Consider the following 23,118-nt stretch of genomic DNA (forward strand, 5'->3'; position numbering starts at 1 on the left):
GGACGAGCGGTTCGGGGAGGCCGTCGGCGAGGGACGCGGGGCCGCCGGGGCCGTCGTACGGGCGGGTGCGGAGCCGGACGTGTCCGCCGAGGACGACGGCGAGGGAGAGGAGGCCGACGGCGAGCGGTCGGCCGGGAGCGCGGACAGTGTGCCGAGCGTCGCGAGCAGCGCGCAGGTGACGGCGGCGAGCAGCGCGGTCCGCCGACGCCGGTACCAGGGCCGGGCGGGCCCGCCGCCCAACCCGACATCCGGTAGCACCGCCTCCGGTAACGCCCTTTCCGGTACTGCCGCTTCCGGTACCGCCGTCGTGGCTGTGCGAGGCCGTGCCGCCTGGCGGACCGCCACGGCCCGCAGCCACCGGCGGTGCAGTTCGAGTCGTTCCTCCGGTGTCGCCCCGCTGAATTCCGCGAGCCGTTCCACGGGGGCGAAGTCCTGCGGTACGGCCTCGCCGGCGCAGTAGCGGTGCAGCGTGGAGGTGTTCATGCCGAGGCGGCGCGCCAGGGAGCCGTAGCTCCGGTCGGTGCGCTCCTTCAGCTCCGTCAGCAGTGCCGCGAACTCCGCGACCTCGTCCACGCCGTCACCGGTCGACACCGTTCCTCCTGACTCGCCGTCGTTGCGTCCGGCCGGGTGCCATCCCAGGCACTCATATACCTGCACGTCAGATGGGCTGGGATGGTTCCATGCCCGCCGACCGGGTGCCGGATCTTGCTCCGGGCCGCGGCGGCGCCGATGCTGGTGCCGTCGCCGCCGAGCGGAGCCGGGCCGGCCATCCGCGACTCCCGGCGGCGGTAACGAACCACGCGTGGCGACAGCACTCACTCACGGGGGACACCCATGCCCGACCGCACCCGAACGACAGCACTCACCGCCCTCACCGCCGCGGGCCTCGCCCTCGGCACCGTACTCGCCGTACCGGCCGGAGCCGCCCCGAAGGCGCCGGGATTCCTCGCCGCCAGGGACCTTCCGCCGCACCCGTCCTCGGCCTGGACGGCCGACCGGGTCAAGAACGGCGTCCCGGACTCGCTGCTCAACTGCGTGACGGACGCGCTGCCCGGCTACGACGCCCGCCACCGGGAGTTCCGCACCGACCTCGACACCGGCGCCGTACAGGTCACGGTCGTCGTCGGCAGCGCGTCGAAGGCGAAGGCGCTCCAGACCCGTCTGAACAAGGAGATGCGCACCTGCGCCACGCAGATCGAGCAGAACGATCCCGAGACCGAGGCCGCCGTGAAGGACTACGGCAGCATCGCGGTCGAGGAGGGCGCCCGCGTCCACGGCCTGCACACCGAGACCTCCTGGGGCGCCACCGACATCCACCTGCTGTCCTTCGGCCGTGACGGCCGGACCGTGACCCTTGTGCAGTGGGGACAGATGGGCGACTTCGGGGACGCGCCGGTGAAGGCCTTCAAGAAGACGACGACCACGGCCGTCAACAAGCTCCGCTGACCGCTCGGCCAACCGAAGAGAGACGGGGCCGCGGGCCCTCCCGCCACGGGGGTCGGGAGGGCCGGCGGCCCCGCACTCATGACGACGCCGACGACCGGACGGCCCGCCGCGCGCGACACGGGTCCACGGATCGAGCGCGCCGAGTAGAGCTGATTCCGGCCAACTTCGCGCGCCGATGCCGGGGCCGGGCAGCGCCGCCACCGCGCGGCCCTTCGGCGGGGCGGTCCCGGAGCCCGCCGGGACATGGCCGAACACCTGGTCGTCGGCGATCGGACATGACTGGCCCGCCGCCCGAGAGGGCAAGCATCCCGTGAACGTGTTCGAGCAGGAGGGGAACCGACATCGGCACGCGGGCGGGGGTCATGAAGAGGCAGGCACGAGGCAGCGGTTCGACCATGATCGCGAACACCTCGGCGGGGACGCAGGCAGTGGAGGACACGGCGGACGGCGGTGGCGAGCGGGGGCGTACGTCCCAGCTCCGGCGAAGACTCGGGCGGGCCGACCTGAGGGCCGTACCCGAGACGCGCCGGGCGCTGCGCGAACTGCTGCGGCACTGGGGCAGGCCGGGGCAGTCGGAGACCGCCGAACTGCTCACCAGCGAACTCGTCACCAACGCGCTCGTCCACACCGATCGGGAGGCGGTGCTGACGGCGACCGTCGGACCGGACGGACTACGGGTGGAGGTACGGGATTTCGTGGCCGGCCGTCCGCAGCCGCGCAGACCGGACACCGGCGACGGCACGCACGGCCGGGGCCTGGTCCTGGTGCAGTCCCTCGCCGACGCGTGGGGCGTACGGCCGCACGGGATCGGGAAGGCGGTCTGGTTCGAACTGGGTGCCGAGATGGCGTGAGCGGTGGGACCGGGCCGGCAACGGGACCGCGGGGTCAACGAGACCGCGGGGCAACGAGACCGCGGGGCAACGGGAGGGGGGCGCGACCGATGTGGTCGCGCCCCCCTCCCGTGACCGCTGGTGACGGCCGGTCAGCCGAACTGCTGCTCCAGGTCCTTGAGCTTGCGCTCCAGGGAGTCCAGACGCGGCAGGGCCATCGTGTCGTCCTCCGCCGTGAGGTCGACGGTGATCGGGTCAGTGCTCTGACGGACGGGCTGGAGGGAGGGCCGCGAACGCACGGGCAGTTGTTCCGGCGCGCTCGCCGCTATGGCAGGCTCCGCGGGAACGCGTTCCGTGGCCCGCTCCAGGGAGGCCTGGGCCTCCAGCTGCCGGCCGCCACGGCCGGGAAACCCGCGGTGACCGCGGCTGATCGCCTTGAGCTGGGCGCGCTCCACACGGTCCTGCTCGCGGCGGCGCAGACGTGCCGTCTCCTTCTGCCGCTTGTCCTCGCGCACCTCGTCGACGGCCTCGTCCAGGCTGCGCACGTTCTCCAGGAGCATCAGCGACCAGGCCCTGTACGTCTCGCGGGGGGCCCGCAGCCAGCGCACGACCCGGATCTGGGGCAGCGGACGCGGCACCAGGCCCTGCTCGCGCAGTGCGGCCCGGCGGGTCTGCTTCAGGGCGCGGTCGAAGAGGACGGCCGCCGACAGGGACATGCCGGAGAAGAACTGCGGGGCGCCGTCGTGGCCGAGACCGCGCGGGGCGTGGACCCAGTTGAACCAGGCCGCGGCGCCCGCGAACGTCCATACGAGTATCCGGGAGCCCAGGGCGGCGTCACCGTGGCTGGCCTCGCGCACGGCGAGCACGGAGCAGAACATCGCCGCCCCGTCGAGGCCGAACGGCACGAGGTACTCCCAGCCGCCGGTCAGGTTCAGGTTCTGCCGGCCGAAGCCGACCAGTCCGTGGAAGGAGAGCGCGGCGGCGACCGCCGCGCAGCAGAACAGCAGGACGTAGGAGGCGGTGCCGTATATGGCCTCCTTGCGCCTGCGGCGCTCTTCGGTGCGCTCCCACGAGTCGTCGCTCGCGTCCCCTGAGGAGCGCTTTCCGCGCGCGAGCACCGCCACCGCCGCCAGCATGCCCAGGAGCAGCACGGCGCCCGGAAGCAGCCAGTTCAGCGATATGTCGGTCAGTCTCATCTGGGGTCCCTTGCATTGGGATAGGGCGTAACGCCCGCCATAGTGGCCCAATCCCGCCGCCGCTCAGGGTGTTTCGGGGCAAGAGGCCGCCAAGGAGGTGCAAGGGAATGCCCAGGGCGACGATCTGCTCGAACTGGCGCTTGAGGGGCGGGAGTTGAGTTCGAATAAGACTACCCGTACGGGCGGTTCCACGGAAAGTTCCCGTGGTCGGTGAGGAAGTTGTGAAACAACCGTGATGAGCGCCAGGGGTCTCGTTCGGGTGATCTTACGGGACCAGGGATGCCGGGCCGTCCTGAGGGTGCCTCAACTCGCGGCGGTGGCGACGAGTTTGGCGACCCGGTCCGCGTCGCAGGTGCGCGGGCAGGTGGCGCAGGTGTCCTCGGGGCGCACCGTGTAGAACATGCAGCAGCTCGCCCGGTCCCGGGTGGGCAGCGGCTCCCCGTCCGGACCGGTCAGATCCCGGAAGGCCGCCGAGCCGACGTACGGCCGGGTCGCACCCGGCAGCAGCAGCTCCAGTTCGTGCCGGGCGCGGTCGCCCTCGCCGCCGCCGATCAGCTCGGCGACGTACCAGAGGCCCTCGATGACATCGTCCGTGACCATGCCCCACAGGGCACGGCCGCGCCGCCGGGTACGCGGGCCGAAGCCCGCCAGCACCGGCTCGTGGTGCTCGGCGACGGCGGCCCGCACCTGCGCGCGCAGCGCCTCCTCGTCCGGGACCACTCGGGCGCCGGGCAGGGCCGCCGCCGAGTCGCCCGGCAGGCAGGCGAACGACTCGGGCGCGCGGACGGCCATCCGCATCCCGCCACCGGTGCGGTCGCAGGAGACGTGGGTCACCGGCAGGCGGGGGACCCGGCGGTGCAGGAACCACGGGACGGTGATCAGCAGGCAGGCGGGCCAGGCGTACCGGTGCAGCCCGAAGCTCGCCACGACGTCAGGCCGGGCCGACTGCCCGTAGTCGCGCACCACCTGGGCGTCGTCCCAGGCCAGGAAGGCGTCCAGGTCCGCGCCGCCCTCCGCGAGCGCGGCGGCCGACACCCAGCCGCCGCCGCGCGGGGCCGGCTCGCCGTGCCCCAGTTCCCTGACGGTGAGGCCCGGGTAGACCTCGGCGAGGCGGACGTACGCGTCCGTCATGGCCGACGGGCGTAGGGGCATACCGGGACCACCGATCCAGCAGTGAGGGCGAGGTAAGCCTTACCTTACCGAACATGTTCGGGATTTGAACTGACGGCGAGTACGCCTAAGGTGCTTGACGGGCGAGTAACAACCAGCCGTAATGACCCCAAGTACCGACACGTCCGGAGGAGGACCCGTGGAGCGGAGCGCGCAGGGCTTTGCCGGCACGGGAATCCCCGGCGCGGGGCCGCGGGTGCCCGCGCAGCCGCGGGTCGGGGACCGGGACCGCGACCGGGACCGAGGTATGCCCGGCCCCGGCCCTGCCGTCGGCGGTCGGATCTCCGGCCCGGACGGCGGTGCGGGAGCCGTACGCGGCGAGCACACCCACAGCGAGACGCCCTTCCCGCGCCCCCGGCCCGTCGTCCAGCGGTCCTCCGTCCGCGGCCAGATCCTCGACGCCCTGCGCACGGCGCTCGTCACCGGTGAGCTGAAACCCGGCGAGGTGTACTCGGCGCCCGCCCTCGGCGAGCAGTTCGGCGTCTCCGCGACCCCGGTCCGCGAGGCGATGCAGCAGCTGGCCCTGGAAGGCGCCGTCGAGGTCGTGCCCAACCGGGGGTTCCGGGTGATCGTGCGCGGTACGCGCGAACTGACCGAACTGGCCGAGGTGCGGGCCCTGATCGAGGTCCCCGTGATGCTGCGGCTCGCCCGCACCGTCCCCGCCGAACGCTGGACGGAACTGCGCCCCCTCGCCGAGGCGACCGTCCGGGCCGCGGCCTCCGGCTGCCGCGCGACGTACGCCGAGTCCGACCGCGCCTTCCACCGCGCCGTGCTCGCCCTGTGCGGCAACGACCAGCTGGTCTCCGTGGCGGAGGACCTGCACCGCCGGTCCCAGTGGCCGCTCGTGGGCGGCCCCGTGTCGCACGGCCGGGCCGACCTGATGGCGGACGCGGCGCAGCACCTGACGCTGCTGGAGGCGCTGGGGGCGGGAGACGTGGACGTGGTCCAGGCGCTCGTGCGGGAGCACTGCGCGGGCCCGCGCTGACGGACCCTGGACCTGACCGGAGACCGGCGGAGCCGAACCGCCCCTCGCGGACCGGCAGTTGCCTGCGTCGGCCCGCTTCCACCACGAGGTCACCGGCCGGTCCGGTCGCCCCCCAACCCCTACGCCGTGGCCGCCGGCGGTGCCGCCAACTGCCGTGCCAGCCAGGTCGGTACGCCGCCCAGGAGGCGGAACAGCCGCCGTGCCTCCTCGCGCAGGCGGGACGCCTCGGGCTCGGTCTCCGCGTCCGCCAGGGACACCAGGGCCGGAGCCGTACCCACCAGGTAGCCCAACTCCTCGCGGATACGCAGGGATTCGGCGAAACCGTGACGCGCCTCGGCCGTGTCCCCGTCCCGCAGCGCGAGGCCCGCGAGATGGCGCCAGGTGAAGGACAGCAGCAGCGCATCGGAGCGGGCCGCGGCGGCCGCGTGCGCGCGCCGGTAGGCCGCGCGCGCGGACTGCGGGGAACGGGTCAGGTTCTCCGCGAGCAGCCCGCGCCGGAAGTCCAGCAGGGGCCGCCCCGCCGCGTCCGCGGGGATCAGCGCGGCGGCCCGGCCGAGCGCGGCCCGCGCCTCGTCGGCCCGGTCACGCACCCCGTGCACCGTCGCCGTGTACGCCAAGTGTCCGCGTTCACAAGCGGCGGCGCCCCGCTCCTCGTCGGTGTGGGCCAGCGCCTCCGCCGTCCGCAGCGCGTCCTCCGCCTCCTGCCAGCCCTGCTCGGTGTAGAGACACCGTTCCACGAGGAGAGCGGCCCGCTGGACGGCCCCCGCCGCGCTGTCCGGCGGAAGCAGTGCCGCCGCGTCGGCCCAGCAGGCCCGCGAGCGCAGCCGCCACACCGCTGTCTGGAGGGGATCGTCACCAGCGGAACTTCCATTGCCAGACATGGCGGAATACGCCACGTTGCCCTCCCCAGGGTCCTGTCCTTCGGATCAGCTCGAGTCGCGGGGCCGGGCACGCACATCCGCGGCGTCGTCCTCGGTCCCCGACGCTCCGCGTCGACTCCCTCGTCCGTCCTGCGGCTGCACGCACCCGGTCCCGCTCACCGGCATGCCAAGGCACCGCCCCTCACTACCGACCTGATCCGAAGGACAGGCCCAGCACACCGTTGAGCCATGAGTGGTGGCCGCATCTCAACACGGATCACGGCACCGGGCCAAGGGGGCGGGTGAAGCTTTTCACAAAGTCGGGGGACTCCGGTGCCCCACAGGTTTCAGCTCATCCGCAGTGCCAGGAAGAAGTCCAGCTTGTCCTCGAGCCGCGAGAGGTCACGGCCCGTCAACTGCTCGATGCGGCCGACGCGGTAGCGCAGCGTGTTGACGTGCAGGTGGAGCCGGGACGCGCAGCGGGTCCAGGAGCCGTCGCAGTCCAGGAACGCCTCCAGCGTCGGGATCAGCTCGGCGCGGTGCCGGCGGTCGTACTCGCGCAGCGGGTCCAGAAGGCGCGCGGTGAAGGCCCGGCGCACGTCGTCGGGGACGAAGGGGAGCAGCAGGACGTGCGAGGCCAGCTCCTGGTGGCCCGCCGCGCACACCCGGCCCGGACGGGCCGCCGCCACCCGGCGGGCGTGCCGGGCCTCCTCCAGGGCGCCCCGCAGCCCCTCGGCCGAGTGCACCGCCGCGCTGACGCCCAGCGTGACCCGGCCGTCACCGTCGAGACCCGCGGCGAGCGGTTCCCGTACGGAGGCCAGGAGGGCGTCGGCGAGGACGCCGGCCTCGGAGCCGTCGTGCTCGCTGGAGACCGCCGGGAGCGGGACGAGGGCGATCGCCTCGTCCCCGGTGTGGGCGACGGCGATCCGGTCGGAGGGCTCGGGCCCGGTGGCCCGCGGGTCGACCAGGATCTCCTCCAGGAGCGACTGGGCGACCGGGCCGCCCTCGATCTCCCCGCCGTTCCACTCGACGCGCGCCACGACCACCTGCCAGTGCGGCGCGGCCCCCAGCCCCGGCAGCAGCACCGGCGCCGCGACCCGCAGCCGGGCCGCGATCTCGGCGGGCGCCGCGCCCGTCTGGACGAGTTCGAGGATCTCCTGGGCGAGCCGTCTGCGCACCGTGCGCGCCGCGTCCCGCCGGTCCCGCTCGACCGAGATGAGCTGGGTGACGCCCTGGAGCAGGTCGAGGCGTTCATCCGCCCAGTCCCCGGCGTCCGCCTCGACGGCGAGCAGCCAGTCCGACAGGACGGTCTCGCGCACGTCCCGCGCCGCGTGGACGGCCTGCGCGGCGCGCCCGCTGCTGCGGATCGGGAACAGCGAGTACGTGGCACCGCCGAGGATCACCCGGTGCGGGCCCCGCCGGCCGGTGCGGACGGCCGCCAGCTGCTCGGCCGCCAGCTTCGCGCACACGTCCGCCGCGAGCACCGGCCCCGCCGTCTTCGGGCCCGCGACGAGCCGGCCCGCGGGGGACAGCACCCACGCCCGCAGGTCCAGGTCGGAGCCGAGCAGGTCCAGGACCACGTCCGGGCCGCCGCCCGCCGGTCCCGAGGTCATCATCCGGCGGTGCCGGTCGACGACCGCCGCGAGGTCCCCGGCACGCTCCCCGGACACCTGCCGTACGACGTGTTCGGTGATCGTCGCGAACGCCACCGACTCGTTCACCGCGAACAGCGGCAGCCGGTGCCGGGCGCAGGCCACGACCAGATCGTCGGGCACATCGCCCAGCTCGGCCTCACCGGCGGCGAGCGCGGCCACCCCGGCCTGCACCAGGAGCCGTACGAAAGGCTCGGAGTCCGCGGCGTCCCGGCGCCAGGCCAGCCCCGTGAGGACCAGCTCACCGCCGGAGAGGTAGCGGCTCGGGTCGCGCAGGTCGGTGGTCATGACCCCGCGTACCGTGCGGTCCAGTTCCTCCTGGCCGCCGAGCAGCCGCAGGCCCAGCGCGTCGGTGTCCAGCAGTGCGCGCAGCCGCATTCTCGTCGCCGCCGTTCTTTGTCCGGAAATCTACGATGAAGGGTGAGGAGTCGCGGGGCGAGCGGGCCCCGGCGACGGGCTCCCGGCCCTCGTGTCCACCCTCGCGAGCGGCGTTCTCAGATTGCCGGGTTGTTTCCCGTGTTTCCACGGGAGAACTGGGAGGTTACCGATGGCCTCCGTTCATACGAATCTACAAGATGACCGCCCCGACCAGCCAACTCCTTCATGGTTTCCGTGACTGACCCGGGCGGAGTACGGCGCGGTGTACTGACGACGATCCGCGTGAACAGCACATGAACGAGCCGGGACCGCCGCACCCGATCTGGCTCGAACCGAACGACTCACCAGACCAAGAAGAGAGCCGGTCATGGACTTCCTTCGCCCCGCCAGCTGGCAGGAGGCGCTCGCCGCGAAGGCCGAGCACCCCACCGCCGTGCCGATTGCGGGTGGCACCGATGTGATGGTCGAGATCAACTTCGATCACCGGCGGCCCGAGTACCTCATCGACCTGGGCCGGATCGGCGACCTGTACGAGTGGGAGGTCGGCGAGGACTCCGTGCGGCTCGGTGCCTCCGTCCCCTACACCCAGATCATGGAGAACCTGCGCTCCGAACTGCCCGGCCTGGCCCTCGCCTCGCACACGGTGGCCTCCCCGCAGATCCGCAACCGCGGCGGCGTCGGCGGCAACCTCGGCACCGCCTCCCCGGCCGGTGACGCCCACCCCGCCCTCCTCGCGGCCGGCGCCGAGGTCGAGGTCGAGTCGGTGCGCGGCTCCCGCCGCATCCCCATCGACGACTTCTACACCGGAGTGAAGCGCAACGCGCTCGCCGCCGACGAGCTGATCCGCGCCGTCCACATCAAGAAGGCCGACGGCCCCCAGCAGTACTCCAAGGTCGGCACCCGCAACGCCATGGTGATCGCGGTGTGCGCCTTCGGACTGGCCCTGCACCCCGAGACCCGTACCGTCCGCACCGGCATCGGCTCGGCCGCGCCGACCCCCGTCCGGGCGAGGACCGCGGAGGAGTTCCTCGACGCCGCGCTCGACGAAGGCGGTTTCTGGGACAACGGGAAGATCATCACCCCGTCGGTCGCCAAGCAGTTCGCCGACCTGTGCGCCGCCGCCTGCAACCCGATCGACGACGTCCGCGGCACCGCGAGCTACCGCCGTCACGCCGTCGGCGTCATGGCCCGCCGGACCCTGACCTGGACCTGGGAGTCGTACCGCGGCGCCCGCCGCACGACCGAGGGAGCTGCGTGATGCGCGTCAACTTCACCGTCAACGGACGCCCGCAGGAGGCCGACGACGTGTGGGAGGGCGAGTCCCTGCTGTACGTGCTGCGCGAGCGGCTCGGCCTGCCCGGCTCCAAGAACGCCTGCGAACAGGGCGAATGCGGTTCCTGCACCGTCCGTCTCGACGGCGTGCCGGTCTGCTCCTGCCTGGTCGCCGCAGGCCAGGTCGAGGGCCGCGAGGTCGTCACCGTCGAGGGACTCGCGGACTTCGCCAAGCAGCGCTCCTGCGGAACAGGGACCGGGGCGGGCGCCTGCGCCGGCCACACGGACGCCACCCCGGACAGCGCGCCGCAGGGTGTCTCCCTCGACGAGGCCAAGGCCTGGGCGGCGAGGCCGCAGGACTCCCACACCGGTGAGGGCGCCCAACTCTCCCCGGTCCAGCAGGCGTTCATCGACGCCGGGGCCGTCCAGTGCGGCTTCTGCACCCCCGGACTCCTGGTCGCCGCCGACGAGATGCTGGAACGCAACCCGGACCCGACCGACGCGGACATCCGCGAGGCGCTCTCGGGCAACCTGTGCCGCTGCACCGGTTACGAGAAGATCATGGACGCGGTCCGCCTGGCGGCCGCCCGGCAGGGAGAGGCGGTCTGACGGTGTCTGCAACCTCCAAATCCTCCAGGTCCTCCAGGTCCTCCAACAGCACGATGTCCTCCCCCAACGGCGTCCCCACCAAGATCACCCAGGGTTCGGGGACCAAGGGCGGCATCGGCGAGTCCACGCTCCGACCGGACGGCACCCTCAAGGTCACCGGCGAGTTCGCGTACTCCTCCGACATGTGGCACGAGGACATGCTCTGGGGCCAGATCCTGCGCTCCACGGTCGCGCACGCCGAGATCGTCTCCATCGACACCGCCGAGGCCCTCGCGTTGCCGGGCGTGTACGCCGTCATGACCTACGATGATCTGCCGACGGAGGTGCGCAACTACGGCCTGGAGATCCAGGACACCCCCGTCCTCGCCCACGGCAAGGTCCGCCACCACGGCGAACCGGTCGCGATCGTCGCCGCCGACCACCCGGAGACCGCCCGCCGGGCCGCCGCCAAGATCAAGGTCGAGTACCGCGAACTGCCCGTCATCACCGACGAGGCCTCCGCGACCGCCCCCGACGCGATCCACATCCATGAGGGCCGCGACGACCACCACGTCGGCCATGTCGCGCACCCCAACATCGTCCACCGCCAGCCCATCGTCCGCGGCGACGTCACCAGGGCCGCCGCGAAGGCCGACGTCGTCGTCAGGGGCGAGTACTACTTCGGCATGCAGGACCAGGCCTTCCTCGGCCCCGAGTCCGGTCTCGCCGTGCCCGAGGAGGACGGTGGCGTCCACCTCTACATCGCCACCCAGTGGCTCCACTCCGACCTGCGCCAGATCGCGCCCGTCCTCGGCCTGCCCGAGGACAAGGTACGCATGACGCTGGCCGGCGTCGGCGGCGCCTTCGGCGGACGCGAGGACCTGTCCATGCAGATCCACGCCTGCCTGCTGGCACTGCGCACCGGAAGACCCGTCAAGATCGTCTACAACCGTTTCGAGTCCTTCTTCGGCCACGTCCACCGCCACCCGGCCCGCCTGTACTACGAGCACGGCGCGACCAAGGACGGCCGGCTCACCCACGTGAAGTGCCGCATCGTCCTCGACGGCGGCGCGTACGCCTCCGCATCCCCGGCCGTCGTCGGCAACGCGGCCTCCCTCGGCGTCGGCCCGTACGTCGTCGACGACGTGGAGGTCGAGGCCATCGCCCTCTACACCAACAACCCGCCCTGCGGCGCGATGCGCGGCTTCGGCGCGGTCCAGGCGTGCTTCGCCTACGAGGCGCAGATGGACAAGGTGGCGAAGGAACTGGGCCTGGACCCGGTGGAGTTCCGGCAGCGCAACGCCATGGAACAGGGCTCGGTCCTGCCGACCGGCCAGAGCGTGGACTCCCCGGCCCCGGTCGCCGAACTCCTGCGCCGTGTCAAGGCGATGCCCCTGCCGCCGGAGCGCCAGTGGGAGTCCAGCGAGGGCGCGGACGTACGGCAGCTGCCCGGCGGTCTGTCCAACACCACGCACGGTGAAGGTGTCGTCCGGGGAATCGGTTACGCGGTCGGCATCAAGAACGTCGGCTTCTCCGAGGGCTTCGACGACTACTCGACCGCCCGCGTGCGGATGGAGGTCGTCGGCGGGGAGCCGGTGGCCACCGTGCACACCGCGATGGCCGAGGTCGGCCAGGGCGGGGTCACCGTGCACGCGCAGATCGCCCGCACCGAGCTGGGCGTCGCCCGGGTCACCATCCATCCGGCCAACACCGAGGTCGGCAGCGCCGGTTCGACCTCGGCGTCGCGGCAGACGTACGTCACCGGCGGCGCCGTGAAGAACTCCTGCGAGCTGGTCAGGGAGAAGGTGCTGGACATCGGGCGCCGCAAGTTCGGCTCCTACCACCCGGCCTGGGCCACCGCCGAACTGCTGCTGGAGGGCGGCAAGGTCGTCACAGACGGCGGCGAGGTGCTCGCCGACCTGGTGGACGTCCTCGGCGACGAGGCCGTGGAGGTCGAGGAGGAGTGGCGCCACCGGCCCACCGAACCCTTCGACCTGCGCACCGGCCAGGGCTTCGGCCATGTGCAGTACTCCTTCGCCGCGCACCGCGCGGTAGTCGAGGTCGACACCGAACTGGGCATGGTCAAGGTCGTCGAACTGGCCTGCGCCCAGGACGTCGGCAAGGCCCTCAATCCGCTGTCCGTCCTCGGCCAGATCCAGGGCGGCACCGTCCAGGGGCTGGGCATCGCGGTGATGGAGGAGATCATCGTCGACCCGAAGACCGCGAAGGTGCGCAACCCGTCCTTCACGGACTACCTGATCCCGACCATCCTCGACACGCCGACCATTCCGGTCGACGTCCTCGAACTCGCCGACGACCACGCCCCGTACGGGCTGCGCGGCATCGGCGAGGCCCCGACCCTGTCCTCGACCCCGGCGGTGCTCGCGGCGATCCGCGACGCCACCGGACTGGAGCTGAACAGGACACCTGTCCGGCCCGAACACCTCACCGGAACAGCTCCTTCCACGGACTGATCTCGGTAGGTCCGCCCGAGGCGCGCCGAGTTCGCGCCCCGGGCCCCCAACTGTTCGCCCTGGGCCGTCCCCCGGGTCGTGCACATCCCAAATCCCGCGACCGCCGACGGCAACAGCGGGTGTCCCTGTGAACCTTGGGAGACGGCACCATGACCCAGCAGTCCCTGGAACCCAGGACCACAGCCGAAGACGCGGGCGAGGGAACCCGCGTCCCGGCCGGCAGGTCCTGGCTCGACCGGTACTTTCACATATCCCAGCGAGGATCGACGCTCACCCGTGAAGTGCGCGGCGGCGTCACCACCTTCATGGCGATGGCGTACATCCTGCTGCTCAACCCCCTGATCCTGTCCGGCAAGGACGCGTCGGGGGCCACCCTCGGCCAGCAGGCCCTGATCACCGCGACCGCGTTCGCCGCCGCCCTCAGCACCCTGCTCATGGGCTTCGCCGGCAAGGTGCCCCTCGCGCTCGCCGCCGGCCTCTCCGTCTCCGGAGTCCTCGCCTCCCAGGTCGCCCCGCAGATGACCTGGCCCCAGGCGATGGGCATGTGCGTGATCTACGGCGTGGTCATCATGCTGCTGGTCGTCACCGGCCTCCGCGAGATGATCATGAACGCCATCCCGCTCGCCCTCAAGCACGCGATCACCATGGGCATCGGCCTGTTCGTCGCCCTGATCGGCTTCTACAAGGCGGGCTTCGTCCACCAGGGCAAGGCCACCCCCGTCTCGCTCGGCCCTGCGGGCGAACTGGCCGGCTGGCCCGTGCTCCTGTTCGCCGTCACCCTCCTCGCCATCTTCATGCTCCAGGCACGCGGCATCCCCGGCGCCATCCTGATCGGCATCGTCGGCGGCACCGTACTCGCCGTCCTGCTCAACGCCCTGGACGTCATCGACCCGAAGCAGTGGGCGAGCGGCGCCCCCGAACTGCACGGCAGCGCCGTCTCGATGCCCGACTTCTCGCTCCTCGGCCACGTCGAGTTCGGCGGCTGGGGCGAGGTCGGCGCGATGACCGTCGGCATGATCGTGTTCACGCTCGTGCTCGCCGGGTTCTTCGACGCGATGGCCACCATCATCGGCGTCGGCACCGAGGCGAAACTCGCCGACGAACAGGGCCGGATGCCGGGCCTGTCCAAGGCGCTGTTCGTCGACGGCGCCGGCGGCGCGATCGGCGGCGTCGCGGGCGCCTCCGGCCAGACCGTGTTCGTCGAGTCGGCGACCGGCGTCGGCGAGGGCGCCAGGACCGGTCTCTCCTCGGTCGTCACCGGCCTGTTCTTCGCGGCCTGCCTCTTCTTCACCCCGCTGACGGCGATCGTGCCGGGCGAGGTGGCCGCCGCGGCCCTGGTGGTCATCGGCGCCATGATGATGATGAACGCCCGCCATGTCGACTGGTCCGACCGGGCCACCGCCGTCCCGGTCTTCCTCACCGTCGTCATCATGCCGTTCACCTACTCGATCACCGCGGGCGTCGCGGCCGGCGTCATCTCGTACGTGGCCGTCAAGGCCGCCCAGGGCAGGGCCAGGGAGATCGGCGCCTTCATGTGGGTGCTGACGGTGATCTTCCTGGTGTACTTCGCCCTCAACCCCATCGAGAGCTGGCTCGGCGTCCACTAGCCGCAACCGCAACCGCAACCGCAACCACATCCCTACCCGCAACCGCCCTCCGCACGACCGCAGTCAAGGAGACCGAGACATGCTGGACATCGCCGACGAGCTGAACCGGTGGGTCGAGCAGGGCCGTGACTTCGCCGTCGCCACCGTGGTGGCCGTCGGCGGCAGCGCGCCCCGCCTGCCCGGCGCCGCCCTCGCGGTGGACGCCGACGGCACGGCGATCGGCTCGGTCTCCGGCGGCTGTGTGGAGGGCGCCGTGTACGACCTGTGCCAACAGGCCCTCGCCGACGGGGAGCCGGTCCTCGAACGCTTCGGCTACAGCGACGACGACGCCTTCGCCGTCGGACTGACCTGCGGCGGCGTCATCGACATCCTCGTGACCCCGGTACGCGCCGGCGACCCGGTCCGCCCGGTCGTCACCGCCGGCCTGCGGGCCGCGGCCTCAGGTACGGCGGCGGCACTGGCCCGCGTCGTGCGCGGCCCGGCCGAACTCGTGGGCCACGCCCTGCTCGTGGGCCCCGACGGCTCCTACGACGGCGGCTTCGGCGCCCATCCGGAACTGGACCGCACAGTGGCCGCCGAGGCCGCCGCCTTCCTCGACGCGGGCCGCACCGGCACCCTGGAGATCGGCGAACAGGGCTCCCGGTGCGGGGCCCCGCTCACCGTCCTCGTCGAGGCCTCGGTGCCGCCGCCCCGGATGATCGTCTTCGGCGCGATCGACTTCGCCTCGGCGCTGGTGCGGATCGGCAGGTTCCTCGGCTACCGCGTCACGGTGTGCGACGCCCGCCCGGTGTTCGCCACGCGCAACCGCTTCCCCGAGGCCGACGAGATCGTCGTCGACTGGCCGCACCGGTACCTGGAGCGCACGCGGGTGGACGCGCGGACGGTGCTGTGCGTCCTGACCCACGACGCCAAGTTCGACGTCCCGCTGCTCCGCCTCGCCCTGCGCCTTCCGGTCGCCTACGTCGGCGCCATGGGCTCGCGCCGCACCCACCTGGACCGCAACGCACGGCTCCGCGAGGTCGGCGTCACCGAACTGGAGCTGGCCCGCCTGCGGTCACCCATCGGGCTGGACCTGGGCGCCCGTACGCCCGAGGAGACCGCCCTGTCCATCGCCGCGGAGATCGTCGCGAACCGGCGGGGCGGCAGTGGCGTCGCGCTGACCGGGGCGCACACCCCCATCCATCACGACCCGGCGTCCGTGCCGGCCGGGAGGATCGGCTCGGTCGCCTGAGCGCGGACCGTCCCCCGAGCCCGCGCGGTGACCGGTGTCCGGACCGTCCCCCGGCGGACCACCGGCTGGTCCGGCCAGGCGAACGCGTAGTGCGGGTCGCCCGTCTCGCTCAGCCGCACGAAGCGCAGCAGCTCGCGCACGATGCCCGCGCCGCCCGCACCCCAGCCGGCCCGTGGTTCGAGGACGCTGGGGTCGGCCCGGTGCTCGATGTTGGACCAGCGGGCGCCGTCGGCGTCACGGGTCGCCCGGGTCACCAGATCGGCGACGAGGACCCGCGCGAACTCCGGCGGGTCGTCCTGCTCGGCGATCCGGTCGCAGGCCAGCGCCAGCACTCCCGCCGTGCCGCAGCAGCGGGCCTGGTTGTCCCAGAAGCCGGGGCGCAGCCGGCTCGGCAGACCGGAGTGCGTGACGGTGTGCCAGCAGCGGTCGGCGAGGTCCTGCCAGACCGGTTCGGCGAGCACGTCCCGCAGCAGCCGGAAGACCTGGGCGTCCCCGGCCGGCCCGTGGCACCAGCCGTAGCTGTACCGCTCGATCACGTCCGGCCGGTACTGCGGGTCGGAGTGCGGGACCAGGAAACCGGTTCCGCCCGCTTCGTCGCGGGCCACGACGTCCGCGGCCCCGGCCCGCGCCAGCTCCACGAGGTCCGCGCGACCGGTCGCCCGGCCGACCGCGGCCAGCCCGTACACGATCCCGAGCGTGCCGTGCGAGATGTGATGCAGCCGCGCCTCGATACCGGGCCGGTGCGCCCACCGCACGCCCGCCGCGGTCTCCTCGGCCGTTCGCAGATAAGGCTCCACCGCCCGTACGGCCAGGTCGGTGTCGCCCGCCGCGAGCGCGCCGAGGCCGATGCCGGCGTTGCCGCCCATCAGCTCGAACAGCTCGCCCCAGCGCGTCCCGTCGAACCGGGACCGCACCCGTGCCAGGGCCAGGTCGGCGGCGGCTCCGGCGGCCCTGTCGCCCAGCTCGCGGTGGACGGCCCGCAGGACGAGGGCTATCCCGGTGCGCCCGAAGTACAGTGAGTCGTCCTCGCCGGTCCCGGCGGCCACCGCGAGGGTGCGTGCCGCGCGCAGGGCGGCGTCGCCGTAGGCGTCGTCCCCGAAGTGCCGGCGCGCCTCCAGCAGCGTGGGCACGATCCCGGCGGTCCCGGTGTACAGGTCCGTCCCGACCGTCTCGCCTGACGGGGCGTCGGGCCATCCGAGCCCCCCGCCGTCCGTCTCCCGGGCGATACCGAGCAGCCACCGCAGGCCGTCCCCCGCCAGTGCCTCGACCTCTTCCACCCGCACGTCCACGCCTGTCATGGGGTCACCCTGTCATGGGCACAGGGGGCTGCCCAGGGGGCCAAGGGGGCACGGACGGCGGCCCGGAACGGGCTTTTCACGCCCCACGCGCTCCTCAGCGGGGCGCAGGGGTCGTACGGGCCGGGGGAGGCGTGGCGACGCCGGGACCCCGCGTCAGGGACGGCGCAGCAGCCGGTTGGCCGCCCGGCCGAACACCGCCCGTGCGAGGGGGCGCAGGAGCGGATCGAGGAGGGACGGCAGAAGACGTGGGCGGAGTTCCTCGCGCCAGATGACCCGGGTCCGTCCGCCGGGGCCGGGACGGACCTCGATCTCCGCCCAGCCCCGGACCGCGCGGCCCCGCTTCTCCAGTCGGCACAGGCCCGGTCCGCCGTCCTCCGGCGGGCACCAGACGGTGACCTCCATGCGGTCGTCGAAGGCGAACGGCCCGATCCCGGTCCGGGCCACGAACACGGTGCCCTCCCGGTTCGGCCCTCGAGTGACCACGGTGACGCGGGTCAGCGGGACCACGTCCGCGTGGCGGGTCCACTCGGTGAGCCGGCGCCACGCCTCGTCGAGGGGGAGCGGTGCCGTGCGCGCGAACTCGAAGGTGACCACGTGGTGATCGTAGGCAGTCCGGTGCGCCGGGCGGCGGGTTCCCCGGCGGCTCACACCGTTGGCGCAGTCCGGGAGCGCCGCGCCGACGTGTCGCGGACGCAGGGCGGGCGTCGCGCGCGAAAAGGTGTGCGCCCGGAACGAAAGGTGCCGTCCGGGCGCACACGGTGGATCCCGTGGGGTCAGAGGGGATGCCTCACTGGGCGTAGTACGTCGCGTCGGCGCGGTCCGTCGCCGTGCTCGGAACCTGTACGTACAGGAGGTGTTCGTAGTGCCGGAGGTAGCGCCCCGCGTAGTTGTACGACTCGTACGACACCCCCGCCGCGTCGGACAGGCCCGCCCGCCGGCTGAACGTGGCGTCGGCCGCGAACTGCGCGCTGCCGTCGTTCTTCTCCACCCACGCCTCGAAGTTCTTGTGCCGCAGGTAGTAGCCGGGGAAGTTGGCCGACTCCAGCGACACCGTGCCGCTGCCGGCGAGGCCGGGCACGACCCGGAACTGCGAGTCCGCGAGCGGGCTCACGTTCGCCTCGACGCGGGCGCGGTACTCCCAGTGCCGGATGAAGCGGTCCGCGAGGTTGTACGAGGAGAAGCGCTGCGGGGTGACCCCGTCGGCGACCGGGATGCCGAAGTCGGGGGTGCCGTCGGCCTTCCAGTACAGCTTCTGCACGCGGGTACGGCGGTTGGGGTCGTTCAGCGGGTCGCCGGTGATGTCCTTGTAGCTGCGGTCGTGGTAGACGAGGACGTCGGACTTGCCGTCCTCGGAGACGGTGAACGAGTTGTGGCCGGGTCCGTACTGCGAGGTCGCGGCGCTGGTCTTGAACACCGGCTGCGAACTCTTCGACCAGGACGCCGGGTTGGTGAGGTCGGCGGTCGCCGAGGCGGTCAGCAGGCCGAGGCAGTAGTTGGCGTCGGTCGCGCTGGCCGAGTAGCTCATGAAGACCTTGCCGCCGCGCTGGATGACGGCCGGGCCCTCGTTGACCTTGAAGCCGATGGTCTCCCAGGACAGGGTGGGCTGCGAGATCTCCGCCGGAGTGCCGGTGATCGTCCAGGGGTTGGCCATCTTCGCGATGAACAGGCTGGTGTTGTTCTCCTCGGCCGGGTTGCGCTGCGCCCAGGAGAGGTAGCGCACGCCGTTCACGACGAACGTGGTGGCATCCAGGGAGAAGCTCTCCCAGGTGGTCTTGATCTGCCCCTTCTCGGCCCAGGAGGCGGTGAGCGGGTTGCTGCCGGTGCCCTCCAGGACGTACATCCGGATCGCCCAGATGTCATTGGCGGCGCCGGCCGCGAAGTAGACGTACCACTTGCCGTCGATGAAGTGGATCTCCGGTGCCCAGATGTGGGCGCCCATGGCCCCGCTGGCGTGCTTGGTCCAGATCGTGGTCTCGGGGGCCGTCGACAGGCCCTGGATGGTCGTCGCCCGCCGCAGCACGATGCGGTCGTACTCGGGGACCGTGGCGGTGAAGTAGTAGTAACCGTCCGTGTGCTTGAAGATGTGCGGGTCGGCGCGCTTCTCCGCGATCGGGTTGGTGTAGGTCACGGCGGGGGAGTCGGGCACGGCGGCCTGTGCGGTGCCGGCGGGACCGGCGAAGCAGGTGGCCGCCACGGCCACCAGCACGGCCGTGATCAGACGTAGGGCATTGCGTCTCAAGGGGGTGCTCCGGGATCGCAGGGGGACGACGCTGTTCGCGGGGAGAGGCGTGAGAGGGCCGGCCGGTGGGGAGGTGCGGCGCGCGGTCGGCGCGTGGGCACGCCGACGAAGCATCCGAGGCATACAGGACCGTCCCTTGTCCGTAATTTCGAACACAGTTCGTAACTTCGGCCAGAAGATAGGACGCGGACCTGGCCCCGTCAATGGTTTCGGCAAGCGGTTGCCGAAGCCGGGTGAACCGGCGGAGCCGGCGCCGGTGGCGACCGGGTTAGCCTCTCCCCATGAGCACCGACACGAAGCCCACCTCCCGGGACCGGCTGCTGGAGGCCGCCGCTGCCCTCGCCTACAGCGAAGGCGTCGGGATCGGCGTCGAGGCACTCTGCAAGGCGGCCGGGGTGTCCAAGCGCTCGATGTACCAGCTCTTCGAGAGCAAGGACGAGTTGCTGGCCGCGAGCCTGGACCGGCGTGCCGCGGCCTACACCGACCTGCTGCTTCCCGCCGCCGGGGACGGGCGGACCGCGCGCGAGCACATCCTCCACGTCTTCGAACGGGTGCGGGAACAGGCGGGCCTGCCCGGCTACCACGGGTGTCCCTTCCTCGCCGTCCAGGTCGAACTCAAGGACGCCGAACACCCCGCCAGCAGGGTCGCCCGGCGGGTCAAGGGCGGGCTGACGGAGTTCTTCCGGGCCGAGGCCGAAAGGGGCGGCGCGACGGATCCCGCCCTGCTGGCCCGTCAGTTGATCCTCGTCTTCGACGGAGCGAGCGCCCGCGCCGGCATCGGGGCCGACGACCTCGCCGAGCTGATCCTGCCGACGGTGACCTCGCTGCTGGACGCCGCGGGTGTGCGGTGAGCCGGTAGGCGCCGGCGCGTGGTGCGTCAGCGGTCGGTGCGTCGCCGTCGGCCGGGGCGTCACCGTTGTGACCGGTGACGCGCGTGACCGTGCCCGGTATCCTCGGTGTTCGCGGGGCCCTGGTGGCCGACAGGTCCGCAGCGCACGTCCGAACCCCGGAGGATGAGATGGCGCACGAAGACAGAGCCCCGGACACCGCCGCGGAGGCCCGTCGCGCCCGGTTCGGCGCGCTGCCGGAGCGGATCACCCCGGCGGAGATGGTCGAGGAGAAGCCGGCGAGCTCCGTCGACCCGGCGCGCAACAACTTCAACGACGACGAGTGGCTCGTCCGCATGGGCGCCTTCTGAGCCCAGGAGCCCTCACCCGGCGGTGACTGCGGCGTCCCCCTCTTGCGGGCGCGGTGGGCAGCCGCCTTCACCCGGTTTCCGCACGACTCCATGCCGCACCACTGACGGCGGGCCCCACGGGACCGGTCGAGGTGGACGCGGGTGCACTCGGGATCGCCGCACTCCACCGTTCACCCGAACTCGCGAGCCTTCGGCTGAACGTTCATATGCGGCAATTTTCCCGTTCCGGAAACGGCGCTCACGCCTGTCGCGGATCATGGACGGGCCGAAAGGGACGGGCAGGCAACGGTTTCCGTCGGCTGTGCCGCCGCCGCCCGCTCCCCGCGACACCAGGAGTCCGCATGACCACACCGCGCATCGAGCTCGCCCACCCCGGCGACCTGGCACCCGCGGACCTCGCGAGGTGGAACGACCTGCGCAGCACGACCGCGACCGTCGCGAACCCCTTCATGAGCGCCGAGTTCACCCAGGCCGTCGGCCGGGTCCGGCCCGACACCCGGGTGGCCGTCCTGCGGCGGGGCGGCCGGCCCGTCGGCTACTTCCCCCACCAGCGCGGACGCTGGGGCTACGGCCGGGCGGTCGGGCTCGGTGTCTCCGACTGCCAGGGCGCCGTACTCCAGCCCGACGTCCACCTGGAGGCGCAGTACCTGATGCGCGCCTGCTCCCTCAACGCCTGGGAGTTCAACCATCTCGAAAGCGGTCAGGAACTGTTCCTGCCGTACGCCACCGGGCAGTTCGCCTCACCCGTCGTCGACCTCACCCACGGCTTCGACCGGTACGAGCGGCATCTGCGCGAGCACGCGCGCGGCTTCCTCAAGACGGCCAGGGCGCAGGAACGCCGGATGGCCCGCCACCTCGGCCCGCTGCGCTTCGTCCACGACGAACGCGACCCCGCCGCCCTGCGCGTCCTCATCGCCTGGAAGTCCGCCCACTACCGGCGCACCGGCCGCCGTGACCCCTTCGCCCAGCCCTGGATCACCCGGCTCGTCGACCTCCTGGCAGGCACGGCGGCACCGCACTGCTCCGGTGTCCTGTCGGTGCTCTACGCCGCCGACCGGCCCGTCGCCGCCCACTTCGGCCTGCGCTCCCGCACCGTCTTCTCCTGCTGGTTCCCCTCCTACGACCGCACCCTCGCCACCTACTCGCCCGGCCGCGTCCTCTACCTGCGCATGATCGAGGCCGCCGCCGCGTCCGGCGTCCGCCTCTTCGACTTCGGCCGGGGCGAGGCGGCGTACAAGGACTCCTTCAAGACCGGCGACCTCCTCGTCCACGAGGGCGCGCTGCGCACGACCGGTCCGGGAGCCGCCCTGCACTGGCTCCGCCGTGAACCCGTACGCGCCGCGCACCGCCTGGTCCGCGACCATCCCGCCCTGAGGCAGGCGGCACTGCGCACACTGCACGCGGTGGGCACGGCACGCGGGCGCTGACCGCCGGGCCGGGCCCCCGCTGCCCGGCGCCACCCCGTCCCGGCGCCCGCCCACGCGTGGCGGGCCGGCGCCGGCGGTGTTTTGCTGGCCGTCCGGGACGTGAAGGTGGAGGCGGACATGCCGGTGGGTCGGCTGGGACTCGTGGTGCACGGGGGGCGCCCGGAGGCCGGAGAGGCCGCCCGCGTCGTCCGAGCGTGGTGCGCCGAGCACTCCGTGTCGTGCACGGACATCGACGTGTGGCAGGACGGCGGGCGGCACAGCGCGCAGGAGGAGGTCGAGGCCGCCGGGAATCCCGACCTCGTCGTCACCCTCGGCGGCGACGGCACGTTCCTGCGCGGCGCCCGGCTGGCCGCCGAGAACGACGCCCTCGTCCTCGGCGTCGACCTGGGCCGCGTCGGCTTCCTGACGGAGGTGCCCGTCGCCGCGGTGCGCACGGCCCTGGACGCCGTACGGGAGGAACGGCTCACCGTGGAGAGCCGGTTGCTGCTGACGCTGCGCGCCTCGCGTCGGCTGGAGGTGCCCGAGGAGATGGAGGCGCTGATCAAGTACGGGCGCGGGCCGCTGCTGCCGCCGCCCCGGGTGCGCGAGGACTGCGAGGCCGACGACGAGTGGGGCCTCCCCCTGCACGTCTTCGCGCTCAACGACATCGTGCTGGAGAAGCTGGCGCGTGACCGTCAGGTGTCGGTCGGCGTCTACGTCGCCGGACGGCTGCTCGCCTCCTACTCCGCCGACGCCCTGCTGGTGGCGACGCCGACGGGCTCGACCGCCTACAGTTTCGCCGCCGGCGGTCCTGTCGTCTCGCCGCGCGCCGAGGCCCTGGTCTTCACGCCGGTCGCCCCGCACATGGCGTTCGACCGCTCGGTGGTGACGGCCCCGGACGAGCCCATCGGACTGCGCGTCCTCGAACGGTCGGGCCGGGCCGCAGTCAGTATCGACGGACAGCTGCGCGGCGTCCTCGACCCGGGCGACTGGATCGGCGTCTACGCCTCACCGCGCCGGCTGCGGGCGGTCCGGCTCGGACCGACGGACTTCTACGGCCGGCTGCGCGAGCGGATGAACCTCACCGACGCCCCGGCCGCGGTCGCCGACGGAACCGCCGCCCCGCTGTGGTCGGTGACCACACCCCCGCCGGGCGACATGGCCCACCTGGTGCTGCCCGAGGCCCCGGACGAGCCGGCCCGGGATCCGTAGCGGCCGGGCCTCGCGGGGGACCCGCCTCGGTAAGCGGCGTTAAACGGTAACTCCCCTGGTTTATCAGGGGTTTGGG

At 72.7% G+C, this 23,118-nt stretch carries 20 protein-coding genes and 1 pseudogene; 12 read left to right on the forward strand and 9 right to left on the reverse strand.

Translation table 11 applies throughout. The features are described from left to right. A partial coding sequence (locus tag BZL64_RS08020; protein ID WP_143663042.1) for a helix-turn-helix domain-containing protein occupies positions 1–591 on the reverse strand: 591 nt, incomplete at its 3' end. A gap of 243 nt (positions 592–834) precedes the next feature. Here BZL64_RS08020 and BZL64_RS08025 point away from each other — a divergent pair. After that, a complete protein-coding gene (locus tag BZL64_RS08025) occupies positions 835–1,446 on the forward strand; it encodes a hypothetical protein (RefSeq protein WP_086767515.1) in 612 nt (203 codons plus the stop codon). 395 nt (positions 1,447–1,841) lie between these two features. Beyond that, positions 1,842–2,297: an ATP-binding protein gene (locus BZL64_RS08030; protein ID WP_086767625.1), complete on the forward strand. Its 456-nt coding sequence runs from the start codon at positions 1,842–1,844 to the stop codon at positions 2,295–2,297. A 131-nt stretch (positions 2,298–2,428) separates the two neighbouring features. On the opposite strand, the gene BZL64_RS08035 is transcribed toward BZL64_RS08030, so the two are convergent. Then, the gene (locus BZL64_RS08035) at positions 2,429–3,472 is read right to left on the reverse strand and encodes a DUF2637 domain-containing protein (RefSeq protein ID WP_086767517.1); all 1,044 of its coding nucleotides are present in this window, start codon (positions 3,470–3,472) and stop codon (positions 2,429–2,431) included. Between the two features lie 303 nt (positions 3,473–3,775). Continuing rightward, complete coding sequence (locus BZL64_RS08040) at positions 3,776–4,624, reverse strand: (2Fe-2S)-binding protein (protein ID WP_086767518.1); 849 nt, start codon at positions 4,622–4,624, stop codon at positions 3,776–3,778. Between the two features lie 157 nt (positions 4,625–4,781). Between BZL64_RS08040 and BZL64_RS08045 the strand changes: the two genes are divergently transcribed. After that, complete coding sequence (locus tag BZL64_RS08045) at positions 4,782–5,627, forward strand: GntR family transcriptional regulator (RefSeq protein ID WP_244205253.1); 846 nt, start codon at positions 4,782–4,784, stop codon at positions 5,625–5,627. Between the two features lie 119 nt (positions 5,628–5,746). Here the strand turns inward: BZL64_RS08045 and BZL64_RS08050 are convergent, their stop codons facing one another. After that, positions 5,747–6,508, reverse strand: coding sequence for a hypothetical protein (locus BZL64_RS08050; RefSeq protein WP_208639387.1), 762 nt, complete (start codon positions 6,506–6,508; stop codon positions 5,747–5,749). A gap of 326 nt (positions 6,509–6,834) precedes the next feature. Next, positions 6,835–8,517: a PucR family transcriptional regulator gene (locus BZL64_RS08055; protein ID WP_086767523.1), complete on the reverse strand. Its 1,683-nt coding sequence runs from the start codon at positions 8,515–8,517 to the stop codon at positions 6,835–6,837. Positions 8,518–8,884: 367 nt separating this feature from the next. On the opposite strand from BZL64_RS08055, the gene BZL64_RS08060 reads away from it, so the two are divergent. The 5 genes from BZL64_RS08060 to BZL64_RS08080 all read left to right on the forward strand — a co-directional run bounded on the left by BZL64_RS08060 (position 8,885) and on the right by BZL64_RS08080 (position 15,689). After that, on the forward strand, positions 8,885–9,775 hold the full coding sequence (locus BZL64_RS08060) for an FAD binding domain-containing protein (protein ID WP_086767524.1): 891 nt from the start codon (positions 8,885–8,887) through the stop codon (positions 9,773–9,775). Further along, a complete protein-coding gene (locus BZL64_RS08065) occupies positions 9,775–10,398 on the forward strand; it encodes a (2Fe-2S)-binding protein (RefSeq protein WP_086767526.1) in 624 nt (207 codons plus the stop codon). Before BZL64_RS08060 ends, BZL64_RS08065 begins: the two co-directional genes overlap by 1 nt. A 53-nt stretch (positions 10,399–10,451) precedes the next feature. After that, a complete protein-coding gene (locus tag BZL64_RS08070) occupies positions 10,452–12,851 on the forward strand; it encodes a xanthine dehydrogenase family protein molybdopterin-binding subunit (RefSeq protein WP_086767528.1) in 2,400 nt (799 codons plus the stop codon). A 149-nt stretch (positions 12,852–13,000) separates the two neighbouring features. Beyond that, the gene (locus BZL64_RS08075; RefSeq protein ID WP_086767529.1) at positions 13,001–14,458 is read left to right on the forward strand and encodes an NCS2 family permease; all 1,458 of its coding nucleotides are present in this window, start codon (positions 13,001–13,003) and stop codon (positions 14,456–14,458) included. A gap of 79 nt (positions 14,459–14,537) precedes the next feature. Further along, entirely contained in the window at positions 14,538–15,689 is a 1,152-nt protein-coding gene (locus BZL64_RS08080) for an XdhC family protein (RefSeq protein ID WP_086767531.1), read from the forward strand. Here the strand turns inward: BZL64_RS08080 and BZL64_RS08085 are convergent. The 3 genes from BZL64_RS08085 to BZL64_RS08095 all read right to left on the reverse strand — a co-directional run bounded on the left by BZL64_RS08085 (position 15,641) and on the right by BZL64_RS08095 (position 19,226). Next, positions 15,641–16,987, reverse strand: coding sequence for a lanthionine synthetase LanC family protein (locus BZL64_RS08085; protein WP_086767533.1), 1,347 nt, complete (start codon positions 16,985–16,987; stop codon positions 15,641–15,643). The genes BZL64_RS08080 and BZL64_RS08085 overlap by 49 nt on opposite strands. A 153-nt stretch (positions 16,988–17,140) precedes the next feature. Beyond that, on the reverse strand, positions 17,141–17,581 hold the full coding sequence (locus tag BZL64_RS08090) for an SRPBCC family protein (protein WP_086767535.1): 441 nt from the start codon (positions 17,579–17,581) through the stop codon (positions 17,141–17,143). Between the two features lie 193 nt (positions 17,582–17,774). Then, complete coding sequence (locus tag BZL64_RS08095) at positions 17,775–19,226, reverse strand: family 43 glycosylhydrolase (RefSeq protein ID WP_086767537.1); 1,452 nt, start codon at positions 19,224–19,226, stop codon at positions 17,775–17,777. A gap of 281 nt (positions 19,227–19,507) precedes the next feature. On the opposite strand from BZL64_RS08095, the gene BZL64_RS08100 reads away from it, so the two are divergent. Next, positions 19,508–20,077 carry a TetR/AcrR family transcriptional regulator gene (locus tag BZL64_RS08100; RefSeq protein WP_086767539.1) on the forward strand — a complete coding sequence of 190 codons (570 nt, stop codon included), beginning with the start codon at positions 19,508–19,510 and terminating at the stop codon, positions 20,075–20,077. A gap of 167 nt (positions 20,078–20,244) precedes the next feature. Next, on the forward strand, positions 20,245–20,424 hold the full coding sequence (locus BZL64_RS08105) for a hypothetical protein (protein ID WP_086767541.1): 180 nt from the start codon (positions 20,245–20,247) through the stop codon (positions 20,422–20,424). A 29-nt stretch (positions 20,425–20,453) separates the two neighbouring features. Here the strand turns inward: BZL64_RS08105 and BZL64_RS08110 are convergent. Next, positions 20,454–20,588: pseudogene (locus BZL64_RS08110) on the reverse strand (CGNR zinc finger domain-containing protein); the annotation flags it as partial. A gap of 177 nt (positions 20,589–20,765) precedes the next feature. On the opposite strand from BZL64_RS08110, the gene BZL64_RS08115 reads away from it, so the two are divergent. Both BZL64_RS08115 and BZL64_RS08120 read left to right on the forward strand, forming a co-directional pair. Beyond that, positions 20,766–21,851: a GNAT family N-acetyltransferase gene (locus tag BZL64_RS08115; RefSeq protein ID WP_086767543.1), complete on the forward strand. Its 1,086-nt coding sequence runs from the start codon at positions 20,766–20,768 to the stop codon at positions 21,849–21,851. 117 nt (positions 21,852–21,968) lie between these two features. Beyond that, positions 21,969–23,042, forward strand: coding sequence for an NAD(+)/NADH kinase (locus BZL64_RS08120; protein ID WP_086767627.1), 1,074 nt, complete (start codon positions 21,969–21,971; stop codon positions 23,040–23,042). Positions 23,043–23,118 lie beyond the last annotated feature (76 nt).

The sequence above is a fragment of the Streptomyces bobili genome (assembly GCF_002154575.1).
Taxonomy (GTDB): domain Bacteria; phylum Actinomycetota; class Actinomycetes; order Streptomycetales; family Streptomycetaceae; genus Streptomyces; species Streptomyces bobili.

Excerpts from the sequence above, each read along its gene's own strand:
- BZL64_RS08075 (WP_086767529.1), top strand. The coding sequence starts at position 13,001 with ATGACCCAGCAGTCCCTGGAACCCAGGACCACAGCCGAAGACGCGGGC.
- BZL64_RS08065 (WP_086767526.1), top strand. The coding sequence starts at position 9,775 with ATGCGCGTCAACTTCACCGTCAACGGACGCCCGCAGGAGGCCGACGAC.
- BZL64_RS08085 (WP_086767533.1), bottom strand. The coding sequence starts at position 16,987 with ATGACAGGCGTGGACGTGCGGGTGGAAGAGGTCGAGGCACTGGCGGGG.
- BZL64_RS08105 (WP_086767541.1), top strand. The coding sequence starts at position 20,245 with ATGGCGCACGAAGACAGAGCCCCGGACACCGCCGCGGAGGCCCGTCGC.
- BZL64_RS08040 (WP_086767518.1), bottom strand. The coding sequence starts at position 4,624 with ATGCCCCTACGCCCGTCGGCCATGACGGACGCGTACGTCCGCCTCGCC.
- BZL64_RS08030 (WP_086767625.1), top strand. The coding sequence starts at position 1,842 with ATGATCGCGAACACCTCGGCGGGGACGCAGGCAGTGGAGGACACGGCG.
- BZL64_RS08055 (WP_086767523.1), bottom strand. The coding sequence starts at position 8,517 with ATGCGGCTGCGCGCACTGCTGGACACCGACGCGCTGGGCCTGCGGCTG.
- BZL64_RS08070 (WP_086767528.1), top strand. The coding sequence starts at position 10,452 with ATGTCCTCCCCCAACGGCGTCCCCACCAAGATCACCCAGGGTTCGGGG.
- BZL64_RS08080 (WP_086767531.1), top strand. The coding sequence starts at position 14,538 with ATGCTGGACATCGCCGACGAGCTGAACCGGTGGGTCGAGCAGGGCCGT.
- BZL64_RS08100 (WP_086767539.1), top strand. The coding sequence starts at position 19,508 with ATGAGCACCGACACGAAGCCCACCTCCCGGGACCGGCTGCTGGAGGCC.
- BZL64_RS08060 (WP_086767524.1), top strand. The coding sequence starts at position 8,885 with ATGGACTTCCTTCGCCCCGCCAGCTGGCAGGAGGCGCTCGCCGCGAAG.
- BZL64_RS08025 (WP_086767515.1), top strand. The coding sequence starts at position 835 with ATGCCCGACCGCACCCGAACGACAGCACTCACCGCCCTCACCGCCGCG.
- BZL64_RS08120 (WP_086767627.1), top strand. The coding sequence starts at position 21,969 with ATGCCGGTGGGTCGGCTGGGACTCGTGGTGCACGGGGGGCGCCCGGAG.
- BZL64_RS08035 (WP_086767517.1), bottom strand. The coding sequence starts at position 3,472 with ATGAGACTGACCGACATATCGCTGAACTGGCTGCTTCCGGGCGCCGTG.
- BZL64_RS08050 (WP_208639387.1), bottom strand. The coding sequence starts at position 6,508 with ATGTCTGGCAATGGAAGTTCCGCTGGTGACGATCCCCTCCAGACAGCG.
- BZL64_RS08115 (WP_086767543.1), top strand. The coding sequence starts at position 20,766 with ATGACCACACCGCGCATCGAGCTCGCCCACCCCGGCGACCTGGCACCC.